General features: G+C 63.2%; 13 protein-coding genes and 1 pseudogene. 8 read left to right on the plus strand and 6 right to left on the minus strand.

Going from position 1 to position 18,135, the window contains the following annotated elements:
* Nucleotides 1–60: 60 nt before the first annotated feature.
* Both FN976_RS12460 and FN976_RS28865 read left to right on the plus strand, forming a co-directional pair.
* A complete protein-coding gene (locus FN976_RS12460) occupies nucleotides 61–1,428 on the plus strand; it encodes an NYN domain-containing protein (RefSeq protein WP_145893352.1) in 1,368 nt (455 codons plus the stop codon).
* A 577-nt stretch (nucleotides 1,429–2,005) separates the two neighbouring features.
* The gene (locus FN976_RS28865) at nucleotides 2,006–4,378 is read left to right on the plus strand and encodes an NERD domain-containing protein (RefSeq protein WP_186510863.1); all 2,373 of its coding nucleotides are present in this window, start codon (nucleotides 2,006–2,008) and stop codon (nucleotides 4,376–4,378) included.
* On the opposite strand, the pseudogene FN976_RS29840 reads toward FN976_RS28865, so the two are convergent.
* Nucleotides 4,274–4,525, minus strand: a pseudogene (locus FN976_RS29840) (PIN domain-containing protein); the annotation flags it as partial. The gene FN976_RS28865 and the pseudogene FN976_RS29840 sit on opposite strands and share 105 nt — an antisense overlap.
* Between FN976_RS29840 and FN976_RS29845 the strand changes: the two are divergent.
* Both FN976_RS29845 and FN976_RS12490 read left to right on the plus strand, forming a co-directional pair.
* Nucleotides 4,406–4,744 (plus strand): hypothetical protein, encoded by a 339-nt coding sequence (locus tag FN976_RS29845; RefSeq protein WP_186510864.1) that lies wholly within the window; start codon nucleotides 4,406–4,408, stop codon nucleotides 4,742–4,744. The pseudogene FN976_RS29840 and the gene FN976_RS29845 sit on opposite strands and share 120 nt — an antisense overlap.
* 287 nt (nucleotides 4,745–5,031) lie before the next feature.
* The gene (locus tag FN976_RS12490; RefSeq protein ID WP_145893353.1) at nucleotides 5,032–6,843 is read left to right on the plus strand and encodes a DEAD/DEAH box helicase; all 1,812 of its coding nucleotides are present in this window, start codon (nucleotides 5,032–5,034) and stop codon (nucleotides 6,841–6,843) included.
* A 66-nt stretch (nucleotides 6,844–6,909) separates the two neighbouring features.
* Here the strand turns inward: FN976_RS12490 and FN976_RS12495 are convergent, their stop codons facing one another.
* The 5 genes from FN976_RS12495 to dnaA form a co-directional block, all read right to left on the minus strand.
* Complete coding sequence (locus FN976_RS12495) at nucleotides 6,910–8,889, minus strand: DUF2075 domain-containing protein (protein WP_145893354.1); 1,980 nt, start codon at nucleotides 8,887–8,889, stop codon at nucleotides 6,910–6,912.
* A 61-nt stretch (nucleotides 8,890–8,950) separates the two neighbouring features.
* Nucleotides 8,951–9,829 carry an HNH endonuclease gene (locus tag FN976_RS12500; protein WP_186510865.1) on the minus strand — a complete coding sequence of 293 codons (879 nt, stop codon included), beginning with the start codon at nucleotides 9,827–9,829 and terminating at the stop codon, nucleotides 8,951–8,953.
* 93 nt (nucleotides 9,830–9,922) lie between these two features.
* Nucleotides 9,923–12,532, minus strand: coding sequence for a DNA topoisomerase (ATP-hydrolyzing) subunit B (gene gyrB / locus FN976_RS12505; RefSeq protein ID WP_145893356.1), 2,610 nt, complete (start codon nucleotides 12,530–12,532; stop codon nucleotides 9,923–9,925).
* 173 nt (nucleotides 12,533–12,705) lie between these two features.
* Entirely contained in the window at nucleotides 12,706–13,812 is a 1,107-nt protein-coding gene (gene dnaN, locus FN976_RS12510) for a DNA polymerase III subunit beta (RefSeq protein WP_145893357.1), read from the minus strand.
* 91 nt (nucleotides 13,813–13,903) lie between these two features.
* The gene (dnaA, locus tag FN976_RS12515) at nucleotides 13,904–15,316 is read right to left on the minus strand and encodes a chromosomal replication initiator protein DnaA (protein WP_145893358.1); all 1,413 of its coding nucleotides are present in this window, start codon (nucleotides 15,314–15,316) and stop codon (nucleotides 13,904–13,906) included.
* 226 nt (nucleotides 15,317–15,542) lie between these two features.
* Here dnaA and rpmH point away from each other — a divergent pair, with 226 nt between their 5' ends.
* The 4 genes from rpmH to yidC are packed head-to-tail and all read left to right on the plus strand — an operon-like array spanning nucleotide 15,543 to nucleotide 18,115.
* Nucleotides 15,543–15,677 carry a 50S ribosomal protein L34 gene (rpmH, locus tag FN976_RS12520; RefSeq protein ID WP_145893359.1) on the plus strand — a complete coding sequence of 45 codons (135 nt, stop codon included), beginning with the start codon at nucleotides 15,543–15,545 and terminating at the stop codon, nucleotides 15,675–15,677.
* Nucleotides 15,678–15,711: 34 nt separating this feature from the next.
* Nucleotides 15,712–16,116 (plus strand): ribonuclease P protein component, encoded by a 405-nt coding sequence (locus FN976_RS12525; RefSeq protein WP_145893360.1) that lies wholly within the window; start codon nucleotides 15,712–15,714, stop codon nucleotides 16,114–16,116.
* 2 nt (nucleotides 16,117–16,118) lie between these two features.
* Nucleotides 16,119–16,391 (plus strand): membrane protein insertion efficiency factor YidD, encoded by a 273-nt coding sequence (gene yidD, locus FN976_RS12530; protein WP_145893413.1) that lies wholly within the window; start codon nucleotides 16,119–16,121, stop codon nucleotides 16,389–16,391.
* Nucleotides 16,388–18,115 carry a membrane protein insertase YidC gene (gene yidC, locus FN976_RS12535; RefSeq protein ID WP_145893361.1) on the plus strand — a complete coding sequence of 576 codons (1,728 nt, stop codon included), beginning with the start codon at nucleotides 16,388–16,390 and terminating at the stop codon, nucleotides 18,113–18,115. Before yidD ends, yidC begins: the two co-directional genes overlap by 4 nt.
* Nucleotides 18,116–18,135 lie beyond the last annotated feature (20 nt).

Consider the following 18,135-nt stretch of genomic DNA (forward strand, 5'->3'; position numbering starts at 1 on the left):
CCAGCGCCCGCTTTCCTGGGTAGGCTGGCTGGCACTCTGGCGCTAAGATCAGACTCACCCATGAAGAGCGCCCTCTTCGTCGACTTCGACAATGTCTTCACATCGCTGCGGCAGCTGCAGCCCGGTGCCGCAGAACGGTTTGCCCGCCACCCTGACGTGTGGCTCCGGTGGTTGACGGACTCATTGCCTTTGCCAGAACCTCACGACGAGCGCGCGCGACGCCGCGTGCTGGTGAGAAGGTGCTACCTGAATCCCACCTGGTATCAAAGCTACCGGCATGCTTTCTTGCGCGCCGGCTTTGAAATTGTCGATTGCCCTCCCGTCACCAGCCAAGGCAAGACGAGCACGGACATTCACCTCGTCCTCGACGCCGTGGATCTGCTGCAGCACGACACTGGGTATGAAGAGTTCATCGTCTTTTCCGCCGACGCCGACTTCACACCGCTCCTGCGCAAGCTTCGCCGGCATGACCGTCGGACGACGGTGCTGGCGATTGGATTTCCGTCCGCCGCCTACCAGGCATCGGCAGACATTCTCATTCCCGAGCGGCTCTTTGTCGGTGAGGCGCTTTACCCCGCGGCGGTCGCCAGCGACGCGACACCTTCTTCACCGGCGACAGTCGAACCCAAACGCGCCGAATCTACCGCGACGAACGGAACCTCATCGGTTGCCAAGGCCCCGGCCTCTGCTCCGACCACGCAGCCGCTTGCCCCACCGCCGAGAGTCTCCAGGCCCGCCAGCGCCAGCGAGCTGTCCGAAATTGCGCATCTACTCTGGCAGCTGGTGGATGAGTCCCCAGTGGGGCTGAGTGGAGGTCAGGTCGCATCGCGATTGAAGACCGACTTCCCGGATTCTCTTGAGAATTGGAACGGTTGCTCCGGCTTCCGCCCATTCTTCACCTCTTTGAACCTGGCCCGCCTGGCATGGGCAAGCGGATCGGGAGGCCGGCTGCTGGACCCCGCGCGCCATGAGGTGGAAGGGCGGCCGCTGCCAGACGAGCCGGATTCACGCTGGGCAGGAGAAGGGGAAGTCTTTCAGGTGGTGAAGGAAGTGTGTTCACTCACCAAGGCACCCATGTTCGCCCCGAAGGACATGAGGGAGGTCCTCAAGGCGCTGAGCGTCGACCTGGCAACCACGCCCTTTCAGCTCAATGTGACTGCCCCCCGGGTTTGCGAGGCCTGCCTCTCGTCCGCCGGATTGCGTGTGCGGCAGCGCGACGTCACTTTTCTCATCCGGGGCATGCAAATGAACGGGCACGTTTTTGGACAGGGTCAGGACGATGTCGGCACCTTGGGAACCCGCTTGGTCGGGCAAATCCTGTTTCTCTGTACGCGTGAGCAAATGGTCGTCGACCAAGCTGGTGAGTTGGCAATTCGATACTGGGTCACGGGGGAAAGAGCGGAGACTAAGCCGTCCTTGGAAGAGTGAAACCTCCTACGAGAGCACCGACACTCCGAACCAATCCGCCGGACTGAGCTCGTAGTACCGACTCAACTCCCCGTAGATCGACGGATGCACGCGTGCCACCCCTCACCGTCCGCAAGAGCATCGTACTTGTGTTGAGCACGTGATCGCCGCGTTGCTAGCTCTCGTCTCGTACGACCCAACCGATAGGACCAAGCTCGTCTGAACTCAGCCCTATTCCGGTGGAGAGTCGAAGCACAGTCTCCTCAAGCCCTCTAGTCTCCAGAGGCATCTCAAACAGGACGCCCTTCGACCCATAGCGCCCAGTCACGAGTAAGCCGTTCGAATCTCAAGTTGTTCACTTCGGTAACGCAAATGTCCAGCGATCCTGACTTGAGCGTGTAGGCAGGTAGCCGATCGGCAAATGCCTGCCAGTCCTCGACAAATCCAAGGGTCGGCAACATTTCTCGTACCGATACGTTGACCTCACCCGCGCTCGTTCCACTGCCCATCCGAGCCCCTCCAATCAGCTGAATAGTAGCGACATGCCCCTTGGCCGCAACCCCCACCCTGGCTAGACTCCCCCCAGGAGGCACGGGCGGTGGCAGTATTCCCCCAAGGCAAAACACGAATCCGAGACCGCATCCGCGGCGGCGAGAAAAAGCTCTTCGAAGCGCTGGCGCGCCACCTCGAGGACGACTACACCGTCTGGCACAACATCCCCATCCTGGGCTCCAGCCGCGAGCCCGACTTCGTCATCCTGCATCCGCAGCGCGGCCTGCTGATCCTGGAAGTGAAGGATTGGAAGCTGAGCACCCTGCGCGACGCCAACCCCATGCGCGTGGAGCTGCAGACCGAGCGCGGCCTGGTGGCCGTGGCCCACCCGCTCTCGCAAGCGCGCGGCTACGCGATGGACGTGCACCGCCTGCTGGAAAAGCACCCCGAGCTGTGCCACCCCGCCGGCCCGCACCAGGGCAAGGTGATCATCCCCTGGGGCTGGGGCGCCGCGCTCACGCACATCAAACGCGCCGACCTCCCGGACGCTTCCAACTTCGACGCGGTCTTCGAACCCGTCAAAGTGCTGCTGGCCGACGACCTGGCGGACGACGTGGACGCCCTGCGCTTCCAGGAGCGCCTGTGGGGCATGTTCGTCGTGCACTGGCGGCCCGCGCTCACGCTGCCGCAGCTGGCGCTGGTGCGCGCCCTGCTGTTCCCCGAACTGCGCATTGGCGAACAGAAGGCGCTGCCGCTCGATGCGCCCATCCCCGCGCTGGTCGTGCGCGACGTGCTGCAGGTGATGGACCTGCAGCAGGAAGCCATCGCCCGCACGCTGGGCGAAGGCCACCGGCTGATCCACGGCCCGGCCGGCTCCGGCAAGACGATGCTGCTGGTCTACCGCGCCATCCAGCTGCAGGCGGCGGCGCGGGCCGGCAAGCCCATCCTCGTGCTTTGCTACAACAAGGCGCTGGCCGATCGCATCGATGCCATCCTGCGGCTGAAGGGCGCCGGCCCGCAAGTGCACGTGCGCACCTTCCACAGCTGGGCGGCGGAGCTGGTCCGCACCTACCAGCTGGGCCGCGTCGACGGCCCACGGGACAACGCCTTCTACGAAGCGGTGGCGCAGCTTGCTTGCAACGGCATCGCGAGCGCCCGCGTGCCCCCGGGCCAATACGCCGCCATGCTGATCGACGAGGCGCACGACCTGGCCGACGCCTGGATCGCCGCGGCGGTGCGCATGGTGGACCCGGCGACCAAGTCGCTGCTGGTGCTCTACGACGACGCGCAATCCATCTACCAGAAGACGCGGCGCAAGCTGAGTTTTGCCAGGCTGGGCGTGGAGGCGCGCGGCCGCACCGAGGTGCTGAAGATCAACTACCGCAACACCCGCGAGGTGCTGGCCGTGGCGCTGGAGTGCGCGCGCCCCATCCTGCAGGCGCGCGAGCTGACGGACGGCGACGAGGTGCCGCTGGTGCTGCCCGATTCAGCCGGCCGCAGCGGGCCAATCCCCATGCTGCGCAAGTTCGCCAGCGTCGACGCCGAGCTGCGCTCCGTCAGCGAAACGATCCAGGCGATGCACGCGGAGGGCCGGCGGCTGGGCGAGATGGCCGTGCTGGCGCGCCAGTGGTGGCCGCTGGAGAAGCTGCAGGCGATGCTGGAGCGCGCGGGCATCGCGGTGATGCAGAGCCTAGAACCGTTTCGACGCTGCCTACAAAGCCATCATGCAACTGCCGATGGCCGCGCTGCACGCCAATGGCTACCGCACGCTCACCAGCAAGTCCATCGGCCTCGAGAGCGCCATTGTGATGCGTCGGGATACCTGTGCCTCCGGCACGGCTCAAGCAATGGCCGAATCTCTCGTGATTCGCACGACCCCATTCCCATCGATCTCCACATGCCGATCCGCGGTGAGCCGCGCGAGTGCCGCTGCCACCTTCTCCGCTGGTGGCTTGCCACCATCCAGCAGCGACCGCAGCATGCCGAGCAAACGCGCTTGCTTTGTCGGCGGGTGCTTGTGGTTGCGGACGCCCGCCAGCACATGCGCGTATTCCTTGTCGGTCACCACGCTGGCGCCCGCTGCTGCGGCCACTGGCAAGGTCTGTTTCGGAGCGACCCGGACCGGCTTGTCGGTAACGACGATTGTCGCCTTCGCGGGTGCAGCCTTCTTTGCAGCAGCAGGAGGGGGCTTGGCCGCCGCCTTCTTGGCCGCACCCACCACGGGTGCTGCCACCTTCTTCGCCGCAGCCTTCTTGGCGGGCGCGGCCTTTGCCGCCGCGGCGCCGACCGCAGGATGCGGGAGGCCGATCAACGCGGCACGAAAGCCCAGCTCCTTCGCGTGCTCCAGCATCGGCAGGTAGCCTTTGTCGTTCGAGATGACGACGATGCGCGCTTCGGGATGTCTGGAAATGATGTAGCCCATGTACAACGACAGATGGAAGTCCAGCGCGTTCTTGCCCGGCCGCGTGATCGGCACTAGCGTGCGCCGCTCCCCGAATCCGGTGTGATGCTCCTGCGCCTTCTGGGTCTTGCCATGAAACACCCACAGATGGGACGCGTCGGGCACGAGAGCGCGAAGCCTGGCGTCGTTGGGTTGCACGTTTTCCCAATCGATCAGGACGTGCACCTCCTCGACGGCCGGCCGGGCCGGGCCGGCCAGCACGCCCGGTCGCGTGGGAGGGTTCTTGCTTGCGTTCCGATCGAGCTTCCGATCGACGGCCCGTTGCAAATCGACGCCGCAGCCATCGGCCAGCTGCAGCATGTTCAGCAGCACTTCCGCCATCTCGTCACCGATGCCTTGCTGCACGACCTTGTCGCGCGTCGCCGCCACGGACTGCTCCGGTGACATCCAGAGAAAGGTGCGCGCCAACTGGGCCGAGTCCACCATGATCGCCGTGGCGAGGTTCTTGGGCGTATGGAAATGCTCCCAGCCGCGCTCCGCCGCGAACTGGCGCAAGGTCTTCTGCAGCTGCTCCAGGTCCATTGAGAGCCTCCCTGGAGCAGAAGGATACATCCGGCCCACCCCTACGCGCCTCTCGCTGCTGGCATCGCGCGGCGCGCCAAAGCGACAACACCTCTTGCACACTCGGTCAAGACAACTGATGATTCACCGAGCAGTGGAGGCAAGAGGAAGTGGCTGTACTCATTCCCGCATTCGGATCCTGTAGGTTCGATTCGACCGGCGAGCGGCGCCTGGCGGAGCGTCTGGAACAAAAGCTCGACGACGATTACTTGCTTTGGCACAACGTGCCCATCGGGCCAAAGCAGACGCATCCCGATTTCGTCATCATCCATCCGCGCCGTGGCGCGCTGATCCTGGAGACGAAGGACTGGCATCTCGAGACAATTCGAAGTGCCACCCGTCAGCGGTTCGACATCGCGCCCGATGGCATTCCAAAGACGGTGATCAATCCGCTGGCGCAAGCGCGGCACTGCGCCATCCAAGTGATCGACGCGCTGCAGCGCGACAAGCAACTCATTCATGCCGAAGGGCCGCACCAGGGCAAGTTGATCTTTCCCTGGGGACACGGCGTTGTCTTCACACGCATCACGCGCAGGCAGTTCGATGCGGCCGGTCTCGGCGAAGCGATCGAACCGCATCTCGTCATCTGCCAAGATGAAATGCTGGAATCCGTGGAGCCCGAAGCCTTCCAGCAACGGCTGTGGGACATGTTTCCCCATGCCTTCGGCAAAGTCCTTTCACTTCCGCAACTGGATCGGGTCCGGTGGATCATGTTTCCGGAAGTCCGGGTCGTCTCACAAGGGGGTCTGTTCGACAACGATGCCAGCGTCGAGGCTGAACTCCCCGACATCATGCGGGTCATGGACCTCCAACAGGAGCAGCTGGCCCGCAGCCTGGGCGACGGTCATCGCGTCATCCATGGCGTGGCGGGCTCCGGCAAGACCATGATCCTGGGCTACCGCGCGCTGCAGCTGGCGCAGGCGGCGGCGGCCAAACCGGTCTTGGTCCTTTGTTACAACGAGCCGCTGGCCGTGAAGCTGGCCGCCATGATGGACGCCAAGGGGTTGCAGGATCGCGTGCACGTGCGCAACTTCCACAAGTGGTGCCGACAGCAGCTCGTCGCGTATGGTCAGCCGGTGCCGCCACAGGGCCCACGTATGTTCGACAAGATGGTCGAGAACGTCATCCAGGCAGTTGACCGCAAGCAGGTCCCGTCTGGCCAGTACATGGCGGTGCTGATCGACGAAGGCCACGATTTCCAGCCGGAATGGTTCAAGCTCGTGGTCCAGATGGTGGATCCCACCACCAACAGCTTGCTCGTGCTGTACGACAGCGCGCAGAGCATCTACGAGAAGGCGGGAAAGAAGCGCGGCTTCAGCTTCAAGAGCCTTGGCATCCAGGCTCAGGGCCGCACGACCATCTTGAAGATCAACTATCGCAATACGCGGCAGATCCTGGACCTGGCCAGCAAAGTGGCGGCGGGCGTGCTGCAACCTGACGCGGCGGACGAAGACGGCACACCGCTCTTGCATCCGATCAGCTGTGGCCGCGACGGCCAAGCACCCATGGTGATTCGCCTACCGTCCGTGAAGGACGAACTGCGAACCATCCGTGAACTGCTGACCAACGCCCATGCCGAAGGGCACGCCTGGGGCGACATGGCCGTCCTGTGCCGCCGCCACGAGATGATGGACGAATGCGCGCGGGAGTTGGCCCGTAACGGTGTCCCGCACCAAGTGAGGCACCGCTCTGGAGACTTCCGCCCGTTGGATGACACCGTCAAGGTCATGACAATGCACGCGAGCAAAGGACTTGAGTTCCCGGTCGTGGCGCTCCCTGGTGTTGGACAGCTCCCGGAAGCGAATGAGGACGCGCAAGAGGAAGCGCGAGTTTTCTATGTCGCCGCGACTCGGGCGACCCACCGACTGATCGTGACGGCTAGCGGAACGGGTGCTTTCGGCGAGATGCTGTCACCCCCATAAGCCCCAGATTTGATCCGGTCTTCGGGCCATGCCCCGGCGCCGTGATTGCTACCGCCTGTGTACGTGTCATGCAAGCACGGGAAAGCCCATACCAGAAAGGTAGTTGAAAGTGCCGTCGTAGAAGAGTGCAGATCTCGTTGCGTCACTCTCGTCGCCTTCAGGAACAACAATGACCATCCCTTGACGCGCTCGAGTTAGCAGGACCCGATAGGCATTCTTTTGAAACCCCCGACGCTCCTGCGCCAGAATTCGCTGCCATCTCGAGCCCACAAACGAATGGTGTTCCCAGGATGAGCCGTTGTGCCGAAAGTCGCCGTCCCACACCACACAAGTCCAATCCAGCTCCAACCCCTGGACATGAAATTCCGTCGCTACGTCTTCAAGATAATACGAAGAACGCACATCGTCTTTGTCGTGCAAGAACCAGTGAACAGGGTCAACGGGCGCCTTCACGTGAATGGCATGTGGCCTGAGCCTCTGGGCCTGCGACGACACAACGATACCGTAACGCTCGGACCCTCTGGCTTGCTCCCGGATCCACGCCCTTGCTCGAGGGACACTACGGCAAAGCATGATCGGGTACCGATCCTGAAGTGAAAGGAACATTTCACGCGCGCCCGGGCCGTCCAAGTCCAAGAGCTTCTTAACCAGGGTCGAGAGATGTTCGGCGCGAAACGAGCGCACGGACACCGCCAAATGCAAGTCATTGTCGGCATGAAGTAGCGCGTGCCTGGTTGCCTCTTTCAGCGTATCTCGCGCCGCGTATTCATTTCCTTCAAGCTCCGGAGAGATGTGGATATGCCAGTGGGGAAACGACCGGCGGACGGCATGCACCCATTCGCTGATTCCAGCCTCACCGGTGTTGATCTCTTGGCCGCCCCCAACCAGACAAACCACCACAGCCCAATCCTTGTGCCTGTCGAGACAGGAAATGAGGAATTCAGGCTCAGATTGAGAGAAACCCGGCCTGTTCTTCTTGCGCTGCATGAACGAAGCTGTTTGCTCAAGATTCCAAGCGCGCTGGGCCTCGTCAAATACTGCAATGTGATCCGAGGGAGCACCTCCATCGCGTAGGTACTCGTCGCGAAAGTGATGAACATTTTGAATGAAGGCCTTGACTCGGCTCTTGGCCTCGGTCTTTCGGAGGGTACCTCCCACCTCACTGGCGCGCCGAACCTGATCGCGAGCCAAAGCCTCCTGCATGACAGCGACGAGAGGGCCATTGCCAGAAAGGAAGACGCTGTGCAGTTCACCCTTCTCCGCGTGCTTCGTGGCGATGTTGAGGCCAACGAGTGTCTTGCCTGCACCAGGGACACCCGTCACGAAGCAGATGGCCTTTGTCCCGCCGGCGCGGCAGTCGCTGACGATCTTCTCGATGGCGGCAGACGTCGCCGTGAGGTTCTTGACGCCAGCGTCACTCCGCGAGATCTCCGCGACGCCATGTTCGGCGTAGAGCGCCATTGCGGCCTCGATGATGGTCGGGGTCGGCTTGTATCGACCTGCTTCCCACTCTTCTGCGCAAATCTGTTCTGGAGCTGCCCATTCGAGTACTGCCCGCAATGCCAATGGAAGGGTACGCTCGTTCGTGAGCAAGGGTCGAAAAACCCCATCATCAATAGCGCTCTTCTCAGGTTTGATAAGACCGTCGGGCGCGGCGGTGGCGACTAGGACAGGGACAAGAACCTTGTCATGGGATGATTCGTGGAAGTTCTTCAGATCCAACGCATAGTCCCATACCTGGTCCCGCGCGTGCCCGGTAAATCGCTGGTCTCCTACCTTGAACTCCAGCAGGAACAAAGTGGAGCGGATCAGTGCGACGACATCGATGCGCTTTCCGAGGCGAGGAACGGCGTACTCAAAGTACACATTGCCTTGCCCGGAATAAGGAACGAGCAACTGCTGGAGGATTCGAACCTGCTCCTGCCACGCGAATCGCTGCGGGAGTTCAACGGAGAACTCCGAAGACGTAAGCAGGATTCCAAGTACGTGATCTGGGTGCCGCTGCAGGAATGCTTCGATTGAGTCCGAGTAGTAGGCGCGACTCATATGATCAATGCCAACCACGTTTAGGCTCGATTCGGCTCCGCATCTTGGCTCCGTGATCTGGCTAGGGCGAGTTAGGGAATGGTCGCAGTCTTTTGATCCGCCACTCAAGCGATTCTCGCTTAGGCGTGAATCGCGGCTCACGAGGAAGGATGATAGGCCTGCCTTCCAACCCCACCAGGAGCGCGAAATCTGGCACGCGGCTGTCAAGCGTCGTACTAACGTGCCAGTTCAGATCCGGGCCGGGTGCGATCAGCCGCTTGTCCATGGCCCAATGCATATCAGGACAGAGTGCCAATCCGTTCCGAGGGTCGTCGTCGCCTGCTTCGCTAAACGGGTGGATGTGTGCCGCCTCCACCATGGCCTCCCCGGTCGACAACACTATGCGCACCCCAGTTGCTGCGCAGCGATAGTCGTACACCTCTGTTACCAATCTGCGGAAGGCGGGGCTGCGAACGTATTCCGGTGGTGGCCCTTCACTTGCGATCACTGTTTCAGTTCGAAGTTGACGCTCATAGGTGCTCGCTTGAGCGCTGACGGACGCTACGACCCGCAGCTCCTGTAGCCCCCGATCGAGCCAGTGAGTCGCGACGCTCTCACCCAGCGCATCCAAACAGACGGGATCTTGGAGCAGTGCGAACAGCTCTTGATCCAGCTCGGCGTACGCGATGTTCTCGGTGATATCCCCAAGGCTACGGGCAGTACTCATCGCTCGAACGACGTCCTCTCGGCCTGGCAATGGCCGCAAGTGCCAAAAGCTCGGCTGACCGCCGCGCAAGTTTCCACTCAAATGGAAAAATGGAAAGTAGGGATTCGCGTGATCACCGGGCGTGCGAACTGCGCTGAAGAACTGGTGATAGCGCTCCAATAGCGGCGGAGCGAAGTAGATCCGGTTTGCACGCACGCCACCAGCACGCGCCAAATCGAGCAGCGCGAGCAGCATGCAAATCTTATGAGGGCTGGCCCGACCGCCAGCCATATTGACGACGAGGCGCTTGAACTTGTCCTGATACTCAGCCAAGCTCACAGCGGTCGCTCAAACGTCGATGTTCGCCGCGCGCAGCGCATTAGTCTCAATAAACTCCCGCCGCGGCTCCACCTCATCCCCCATCAGCATCGTGAACACCCGATCCGCCTCGATCGCGTCATCGATCTGCACCCGCAGCAGGCGACGCACCGTCGGATCCATCGTCGTCTCCCACAGCTGCGACGGATTCATCTCCCCCAGCCCCTTGTAACGCTGCCGCGAGGTCGCCCGCTCGCCTTCGCTGATCAACCAGTGCATGGCCTCGCGGAAGTCGCTGACCTTTTCTTCCTTGGCGCGCTCGCCCTCGCCGCGCTTCACCAGGGCGCCTTCGCCCAGCAGCCCGCGGAAGGTGTCCGCAGCCGTAGCCAGCGCCGCATAGTCCGCACCGTGCACGAAGTCCTGAGTAATCACCGACGACTTCACGTTGCCGTGATGCCTGCGTGAAATCCGCAGGATGGGCTTGTCAGTGCGCACGTCGAACTCGCCGGCCACTTCGGCCGGGGCGGCGTTGGTCAGCTTGTCGATCTCCTGCAGCGCGGCCTGCAGCGCCACGGCGCTGGCCTCGGCGTCGGGCACGGTGTCCAGGTTCAGCCGCACGCCGCCGGAGATGGCGCGCAGCGCCTCGGCGTCCATGTAACCGCCCAGGCGGGCGATCACGTTCTCGGCCACCTGGTGCTTGCGCGCCAGTTCGGCCAGGGTGTCGCCTTGCAGCGTGGTGGGGGTGGGGCCACCGGTTTCCACTTTGGCGCCGGTCAGCGCCACGCGCAGCAGGAAGACGTCGAGCTCGCTGCCGTCCTTCAGGTACAGCTCCTCCTTGCCAGCCTTCACCTTGTACAGCGGCGGCTGCGCGATGTAGATGTGGCCGCGCTCCACCAGTTCGGGCATCTGGCGGTAGAAGAAGGTGAGCAGCAGCGTGCGGATGTGGGCGCCGTCGACGTCGGCGTCGGTCATGATGATGATGCGGTGGTAGCGCAGCTTGGCCACGTCGAAATCGTCGACGCCGCTCTTGCCGCTTTCCACCGCGGCCTTGCCGATGCCGGTGCCCAGCGCGGTGATCAGCGTGACGATCTCGTTGCTGGTCAGCAGCTTCTCGTAGCGCGCCTTCTCCACGTTCAGGATCTTGCCGCGCAGCGGCAGGATGGCCTGGAACTTCCGGTCGCGGCCCTGCTTGGCGGAGCCGCCGGCGGAATCGCCCTCGACGATGTAGATCTCGCACTCGCGCGGATCCTTCTCCTGGCAGTCGGCCAGCTTGCCGGGCAGGCCCATGCCGTCCAGCACGCCCTTGCGGCGCGTCATCTCGCGCGCCTTGCGTGCGGCTTCGCGCGCGCGTGCGGCTTCGATGATCTTGCCGACGATGATCTTGGCGTCGTTGGGGCGCTCCTGCAGGTAGTCGGTGAGCATGCGGGCGATGATGTCTTCCACCGGGCCGCGCACTTCGCTGGAGACCAGCTTGTCCTTGGTCTGGCTGGAGAACTTGGGCTCGGGCACCTTCACGCTCAGCACGCAGGTGAGGCCTTCGCGCATGTCGTCGCCGGTGACTTCGACCTTGGCCTTCTTGGCCATCTCGCCTTCTTCGATGTACTTGTTGATCACGCGCGTCATGGCCGCGCGCAGGCCCGTCAGGTGCGTGCCGCCGTCCCGCTGGGGGATGTTGTTGGTGAAGCAGAGCACCTGCTCGTTGTAGCCGCTGTTCCACTGCATGGCGACTTCCACACCGATGTTGGTGCCCTGGTCGCTCTGCCGGTCGCCCACCGCGTGGAAGGCGTTGGGGTGCAGCACCTGCTTGCCCTTGTTGATGAACTGCACGAAGCCCAGCACGCCGCCGGCGCCCGAGAAGTCGTCTTCCTTGCCGGTGCGTTCGTCGAGCAGGCGGATGCGTACGCCGTTGTTCAGGAAGCTCAGTTCGCGCAGGCGCTTGGAGAGGATTTCGTAGTGGAAATCGTTGTTCTCCTTGAAGATCTCGTCGTTGTCCGGGAGGAAGTGGACTTCGGTGCCGCGCTTGTCGGTGTCCCCGAGGATCTGCATCGGGGAAACTTCGATGCCGTCGATGGTCTCCACGATCCGGTTCTGCACGAAGCCGCGGCAGAACTCCAGCACGTGCATCTTGCCTTCGCGCCGCACCGTCAGGCGCAGCATCTTGCTGAGCGCGTTGACGCAGCTCACGCCCACGCCGTGCAGGCCGCCCGAGACCTTGTAGCTGTTCTGGTTGAACTTGCCGCCGGCGTGCAGTTCGGTCAGGGCGATCTCGGCGGCCGAGCGCTTGGGCTCGTGCTTGTCGTCCATCTTGATGCCGGTGGGGATGCCGCGGCCGTTGTCCACCACGCTGATCGAGTTGTCACTGTGGATGGTGACCATGATGTCGTCGCAGTGGCCGGCCAGTGCTTCGTCGATGGAGTTGTCCACGACTTCGAAGACGAGGTGGTGCAGGCCGGTGCCGTCCGACGTGTCGCCGATGTACATGCCCGGGCGTTTGCGCACCGCCTCCAGCCCTTCCAGGATCTGGATGGCACCTTCCCCATAGCCGGCGCTCGCGCCGGCCTGGTTGGTGTCGATCTTGGGCTGGAAATTGGAGCTTCCCTCGCCCGCGGGGCCGGTGTTCACATTGTTTTCTTCGGACATAGACGGCTTTTTCTCAATCTCTTGAAGGACCAAACCCGCCTGTGACGGCGGGTTGGTAGGTACTTGTCATCCCGGCGAACCTGTCATCCCGGGCTTGACCCGGGATCCATGGTGGAGGGGTGCCATGCCGCCATGGATTGCGGGTCGAGCCCGCAATGACAGGCATCGGGGCATCAAATCCGCATCGGCATCACCACATACTTGAACGCCGCGTTGTCCGGCACCGTGAACAGCGCCGAACTGTTGGCATCCGCCAGCTCCAGCTTCACCATGTCCTGCTCCATGTTCGCCAGGGCGTCGATCAGGTAGGTGACGTTGAAGCCGATCTCGATGGCGTCGCCGGCGTAGTCGATGTCGAGTTCGTCGACGGCTTCTTCCTGCTCGGCGTTGTTGCTCGCCACGCGCAGGGTGCCGCCGTCGATGTTCAGGCGCACGCCCTTGAACTTCTCGCTGGTCAGGATGGCGGTGCGCTGCAGGCTGGCCAGCAAAGGCGCCCGGCCCAATGTCACCGCGTTCTTGTGGTTCTTGGGGATGACGCGGTTGTAGTCGGGGAACTTGCCTTCGACCAGCTTGGTGACGAACTCCATGCCTTCGAAAGCGAACTTCGCCTGGTTGTTGGCGAACTGCATTTCGATCGCGCCTTCCTTGTCGGACAGCAGGCGCTGCAGCTCCAGCACGGTCTTGCGCGGGAGGATCACTTCTTGCCGGGGCACTTCCACATCCAGGGCCGAAGAGGCAAAAGCCAGGCGGTGCCCGTCGGTCGCCACCAGCGAAAGCTGCTTGGCCTCGGCCACGAACAGGATGCCGTTCAGGTAATAGCGGATGTCGTGCACCGCCATCGCGAAGCTCACCTGGTTCAGCAAATCCTTCAGGGTCTTCTGCGGCACGCTGAACTTGGGGCCGAAGCTGGGGGCTTCCTGCACCAGCGGGAAGTCTTCGGCGGGCAGCGTCTGCAGCGTGAACTTGCTCTTGCCGCCTTTCAGGATCAACTTGTTCTGGCTGGACTCCAGGCTCACCGTCTGGTCGCCGGGCATGGTGCGCAGGATGTCGATCAGCTTGCGCGCGCCCACCGTGGTGCTGAAGTTGCCGGTGTCGCCATCGAGATCGGCGGTGGTGCGGATCTGGATTTCGAGGTCACTGGTCGTGAACTGCAGGTTGCCGCCGGTCTTGCGCAGCAGCACGTTGGCCAGGATGGGCAGGGTGTGGCGCTTTTCCACGATCCCGGCCACCGATTGCAGCACCGAGAGCAGCCTTTCCTGGGTTGCCTTGAGAACGATCATCGTCTTCCTCTAATCTTTGTAGTTTCGGCCGGATTTTTCAGCCAAACCGGCATTTTCGCACCCTTGGGGCGGGCCCACCCGCCCCCGGCCGTCAACCCTTGAGGGTCTGTTCCAGGACGTGCAATTGCTGGTTCAACTCGGTGACGTTTTGCCTCTCCGCCGAGATTTTTCGCACAGCATGGAGCACCGTGGTGTGGTCCCGGCCGCCGAACAGCTCGCCGATCTCGGGCAGGCTTTTCTGGGTCAGTTCCTTGGCCAGGTACATGGCGATCTGGCGCGGCCGGGCGATGCTGGCCGGACGCTTCTTGCTGTACATGTCGGCCACCTTGATCTTGTAGTAGTCGGCCACCGTCTTCTGGATGTTCTCCACCCCGATCTGCCGGTTCTGGATCGACAGCAGGTCGCGCAGGGCCTCCCTGGCCAGCTGGATGGAGATTTCCTTCTGGTTGAAGCGGCTGTACGCCAGGATCTTGCGCAGCGCGCCTTCGAGCTCGCGCACGTTGCTGCGCACGTTCTTGGCGACGAAGAAGGCGACTTCTTCGGGCATTTCGGTGCCCTCGCTGCGCGACTTGTTGATCAGGATGGCCACCCGCATCTCGAGTTCGGGCGGCTCCAGGGCCACCGTCAGGCCGGAATCGAAACGGGAAATCAGGCGCTCGTGGATGTCCGCCAGGCCCTTGGGGTAGGTGTCCGAGGTCATCACGATGTGGCTCTTCTTGGCCAGCAGGGCCTCGAAGGCGTTGAAGAACTCCTCCTGCGTGCGGTCCTTGTTGGCGAAGAACTGGACGTCGTCGATCAGCAGCAGGTCGAGCGAGTGGTACTTGTCCTTGAATTCGTCGAAAGTCTTGCGCTGGTAGGCTTTAACCACATCCGACACGAACTGTTCGGCGTGGATGTAGAGAACCTTGGCGGCCGGCCGGTCGGACAGCAGCTTGTTGCCCACCGCGTGCATCAGGTGGGTCTTGCCCAGGCCGACCCCGCCGTAGATGAAGAGCGGGTTGTAGAGCTGGCCCGGCGTGCCGGACACATGCATGGCCGCGGCGCGCGCCATGCGGTTGGCCGTGCCCTCGACCAGGCTGTCGAAAGTCAGCGCCGTGTTCAGCCGGTTCTTGAAGGTGCCGGGGCCGGCGTCCTCCTGCAGCTCGGCCGGCTCGGCGGCCGCGGACGGCACCGGGCTGGATGGGCTGGAGTAAGATTTGGCCGATGCTTCCCGAGGAGTGATGGCTAACTCAAGCTGCACCGACTGGCCGTAGATCTTCTCCAGCATCGAGCTGATGCGGCTGGAATACTGGGCCCGTACCCAGTCCAGTTTGAAGCGGTTGGCCACGAACAGCGTGACCCGGGAAAAGTCTTCGGAGACCTGGGCGACCAGGGGCTTGATCCAGGTGTTGAACTGCTGTTCGGGCAGTTCCTGGGCCAACTGGTCGACGCAGGCTTGCCACAGGCTGTCGCCCGCGCCCAGGCTGGCGTGTGCCGCCAGGCTGTTGTGTTGCCCCTCGCTCATGCTCTCATTCGCCTTGTGGATTATGGTTGTTGCGCGAAACGGCGGATTCTAGGCGGTAAACACCTTATCCACAAACGCGAATTGGCCTTGAAAAGCCCCGGGCGGCGTGCTAAGTGAGGGGCGGCAGAGCTTGCCGCATGGCCCTGTGCAAGGCCTCGCAATTGCCGTCCTGAGGGTTTTCCGCGATAATGCCGGGTTCCCCCGAGTCCTAGTTCCGAGAACGAATATGAAACGCACTTACCAACCCTCCAAGGTTCGCCGCGCGCGTACCCACGGCTTCCTGGTCCGCATGAAGACCCGCGGTGGCCGCGCCGTCATCAATGCGCGCCGCGCCAAGGGCCGCAAGCGCCTGGCCGCCTAAGCCCGCGTTCGCGGGCGCAGCTGGCGCGGCTGTCGTGCAACGGCTCAAGAACCGGGCCCAGTACGAGGCAGCCATGGCCGGCGGCACCATCTCCCGGACAGCGCATTTCGTGCTGCATCGCTTGATGCTGGAGATGCCGTCCCAAGCTACAGGGCCTGACTCCGTGACTGGAGCGCAGGCCCTGTTTGCTGTCCGCGCGCCCTGGATGGGCGTGGTCATCCCCAAACGCTGGGCCAAGCGCGCCGTCACCCGCAACGGCATCAAACGCCAGATCTACAGCTTGAGCGAGACTTTCGAAGCCCGTCTGCCAACCGCCGCCCATGTGGTGCGGCTGCGCACGGGCTTTCCGCGCGAGCAGTTTCCGAGTGCCTGGTCGGAGGCGTTGAAGAAGGCGGTGCGGGGCGAACTGCTGCAGTTGTTCGAGAAGGCCGTGGCATGAACATCGTGCAAGGCCTGCTGGTCGGCATCGTCAAGGCCTACCGCCTGTTCCTGTCGCCCTGGCTGGGCTCCGCCTGCCGCTTCACGCCCACCTGCTCCGTCTATTCGATCGAGGCATTGGAAACCCACGGCGCCGCCGCCGGCAGCTACCTCACGCTGGCGCGCATCGCGCGCTGCCATCCCTGGTGCGAGGGCGGGCATGATCCCGTCCCGGCCGACAAGCCCCGGTTGTTCACCGGCTGGGGCACGCCCTCACAACAAAAGAAAACTCCATGAACGACATCCGCCGCACCATCCTCTGGGTGATCTTCGGCTTCTCGATGGTGATGCTGTGGGACCAATGGCAGGTCCACTCCGGCAAGCAGGCCACGTTCTTCCCGTCGGCGCCCAAGGCCACGGCGCCCGCCCCGACCGCCAGCGGAAACACCAGCTTGCCGGCCCCGGTGGCTTCGGCCACGGCCACGCCGGGCGTGCCGCCCACCGCCGGCGCGACCGCCGTCCTGCCCGGTGCCGTGCCCGGGACCCCGGCCGCACCCGCCACGCCGCGCGAACGCATCACCGTCTCCACCGACGTGCTGCGCGTCACCTTCGACACCGAAGGCGGCTCGGTGGTCCGCACCGAATTCCTGAAGCATGCGGCCGACTCCTCCGCCGACAAGACGACCAGCACCTTCGTCCTGCTCGACCAGAGCCCTGACAAGATCTACCTGGCGCAGAGCGGACTGATCGGCGGCGACTTCCCCAACCACAAGTCGCCGATGACGTTCAGCGGCGACCGTGCGCTGAAGGACGGCGCCAACGACCTGGTGCTGAAGTTCGAGTCGCCCGCGCAAGGCGGCGTGAAGCTGGTCAAGACCTACACGCTCAAGCGCGGCAGCTACGAAGTGGGTGTCAAGCACCAGGTGGCGAACGTCGGCAACCAGACGGTGAGCCCGCAGCTTTACGTGCAGCTGGTGCGCGGCGCCGGCACGTCGGGCGGCTCCTTCATCACCAACCCCACCGGCACCTTCACCGGCCCGGCGGTGTACACGGAAGAGAAGAAGTACCAGAAGATCGAGTTCAGCGACGTCGACAAGAACAAGATGGAGTTCCAGAAGGACGCCACCAGCGGCTGGGTCGCCATGGTGCAGCATTACTTCGCCAGCGCGTGGATCCTGCCGGACGGCGTGAAGCGCGAGAACTTCATCCGCAAGGTCGACGGTAGCCTGTACTCCGTGGGCATGATCGCGCCGCTGCAGCCGGTGGCGCCCGAGGGCGTGCAGGCGGTGGAAGGCAAGCTGTTCACCGGCCCGCAGGAAGAGAAGATGCTCGAGCGCGTGGCGCCCGGCCTCGACCTGGTCAAGGACTACGGCATCTTCACCATCCTGGCCAAGCCGCTCTACTGGCTGATGGACAAGATCCACGGCGTCCTGGGCAACTGGGGCTGGTCGATCATGGCGCTGGTGCTGGTGATCAAGATCGCCTTCTACTGGCTGCAGGCCAAGGGCTACGAGAGCATGGCCAAGATGAAGGCCGTGAACCCGCGCGTGATGCAGTTGCGCGAGCGCTTCAAGGACAACCCGCAGCAGATGCAGCAGGAGATGATGAAGCTGTACCGCGACGAGAAGGTCAACCCCTTCGGCGGCTGCCTTCCGATCATGGTGCAGATCCCGGTGTTCATCGCGCTCTACTGGGTGCTGCTGTCGTCGGTCGAGATGCGCAACGCCCCGTGGATCGGCTGGATCCGCGATCTTTCGACGCCTGATCCGTACTACATCCTGCCCGTCATCATGACCGGCACCACGCTGCTGCAGACGGCGCTGAACCCGGTCCCGCCGGACCCGTTGCAGGCCAAGATGATGTGGTTCATGCCGCTGATCTTCTCGGTGATGTTCTTCTTCTTCCCGGCCGGCCTGGTGCTGTACTGGATCACCAACAACGTGCTGTCGATCGCGCAGCAGTGGCTGATCAACGTGCGGATGGGGGTGCCGCCGGAGTTCAATTTGCCGAAGTTCAGCTAGGCTGCGCTGAGGTCAGCCCC

The sequence above is a fragment of the Caenimonas sedimenti genome, assembly GCF_007833165.1.
GTDB classification, from domain to species: Bacteria; Pseudomonadota; Gammaproteobacteria; order Burkholderiales; family Burkholderiaceae_C; genus Ramlibacter; species Ramlibacter sedimenti.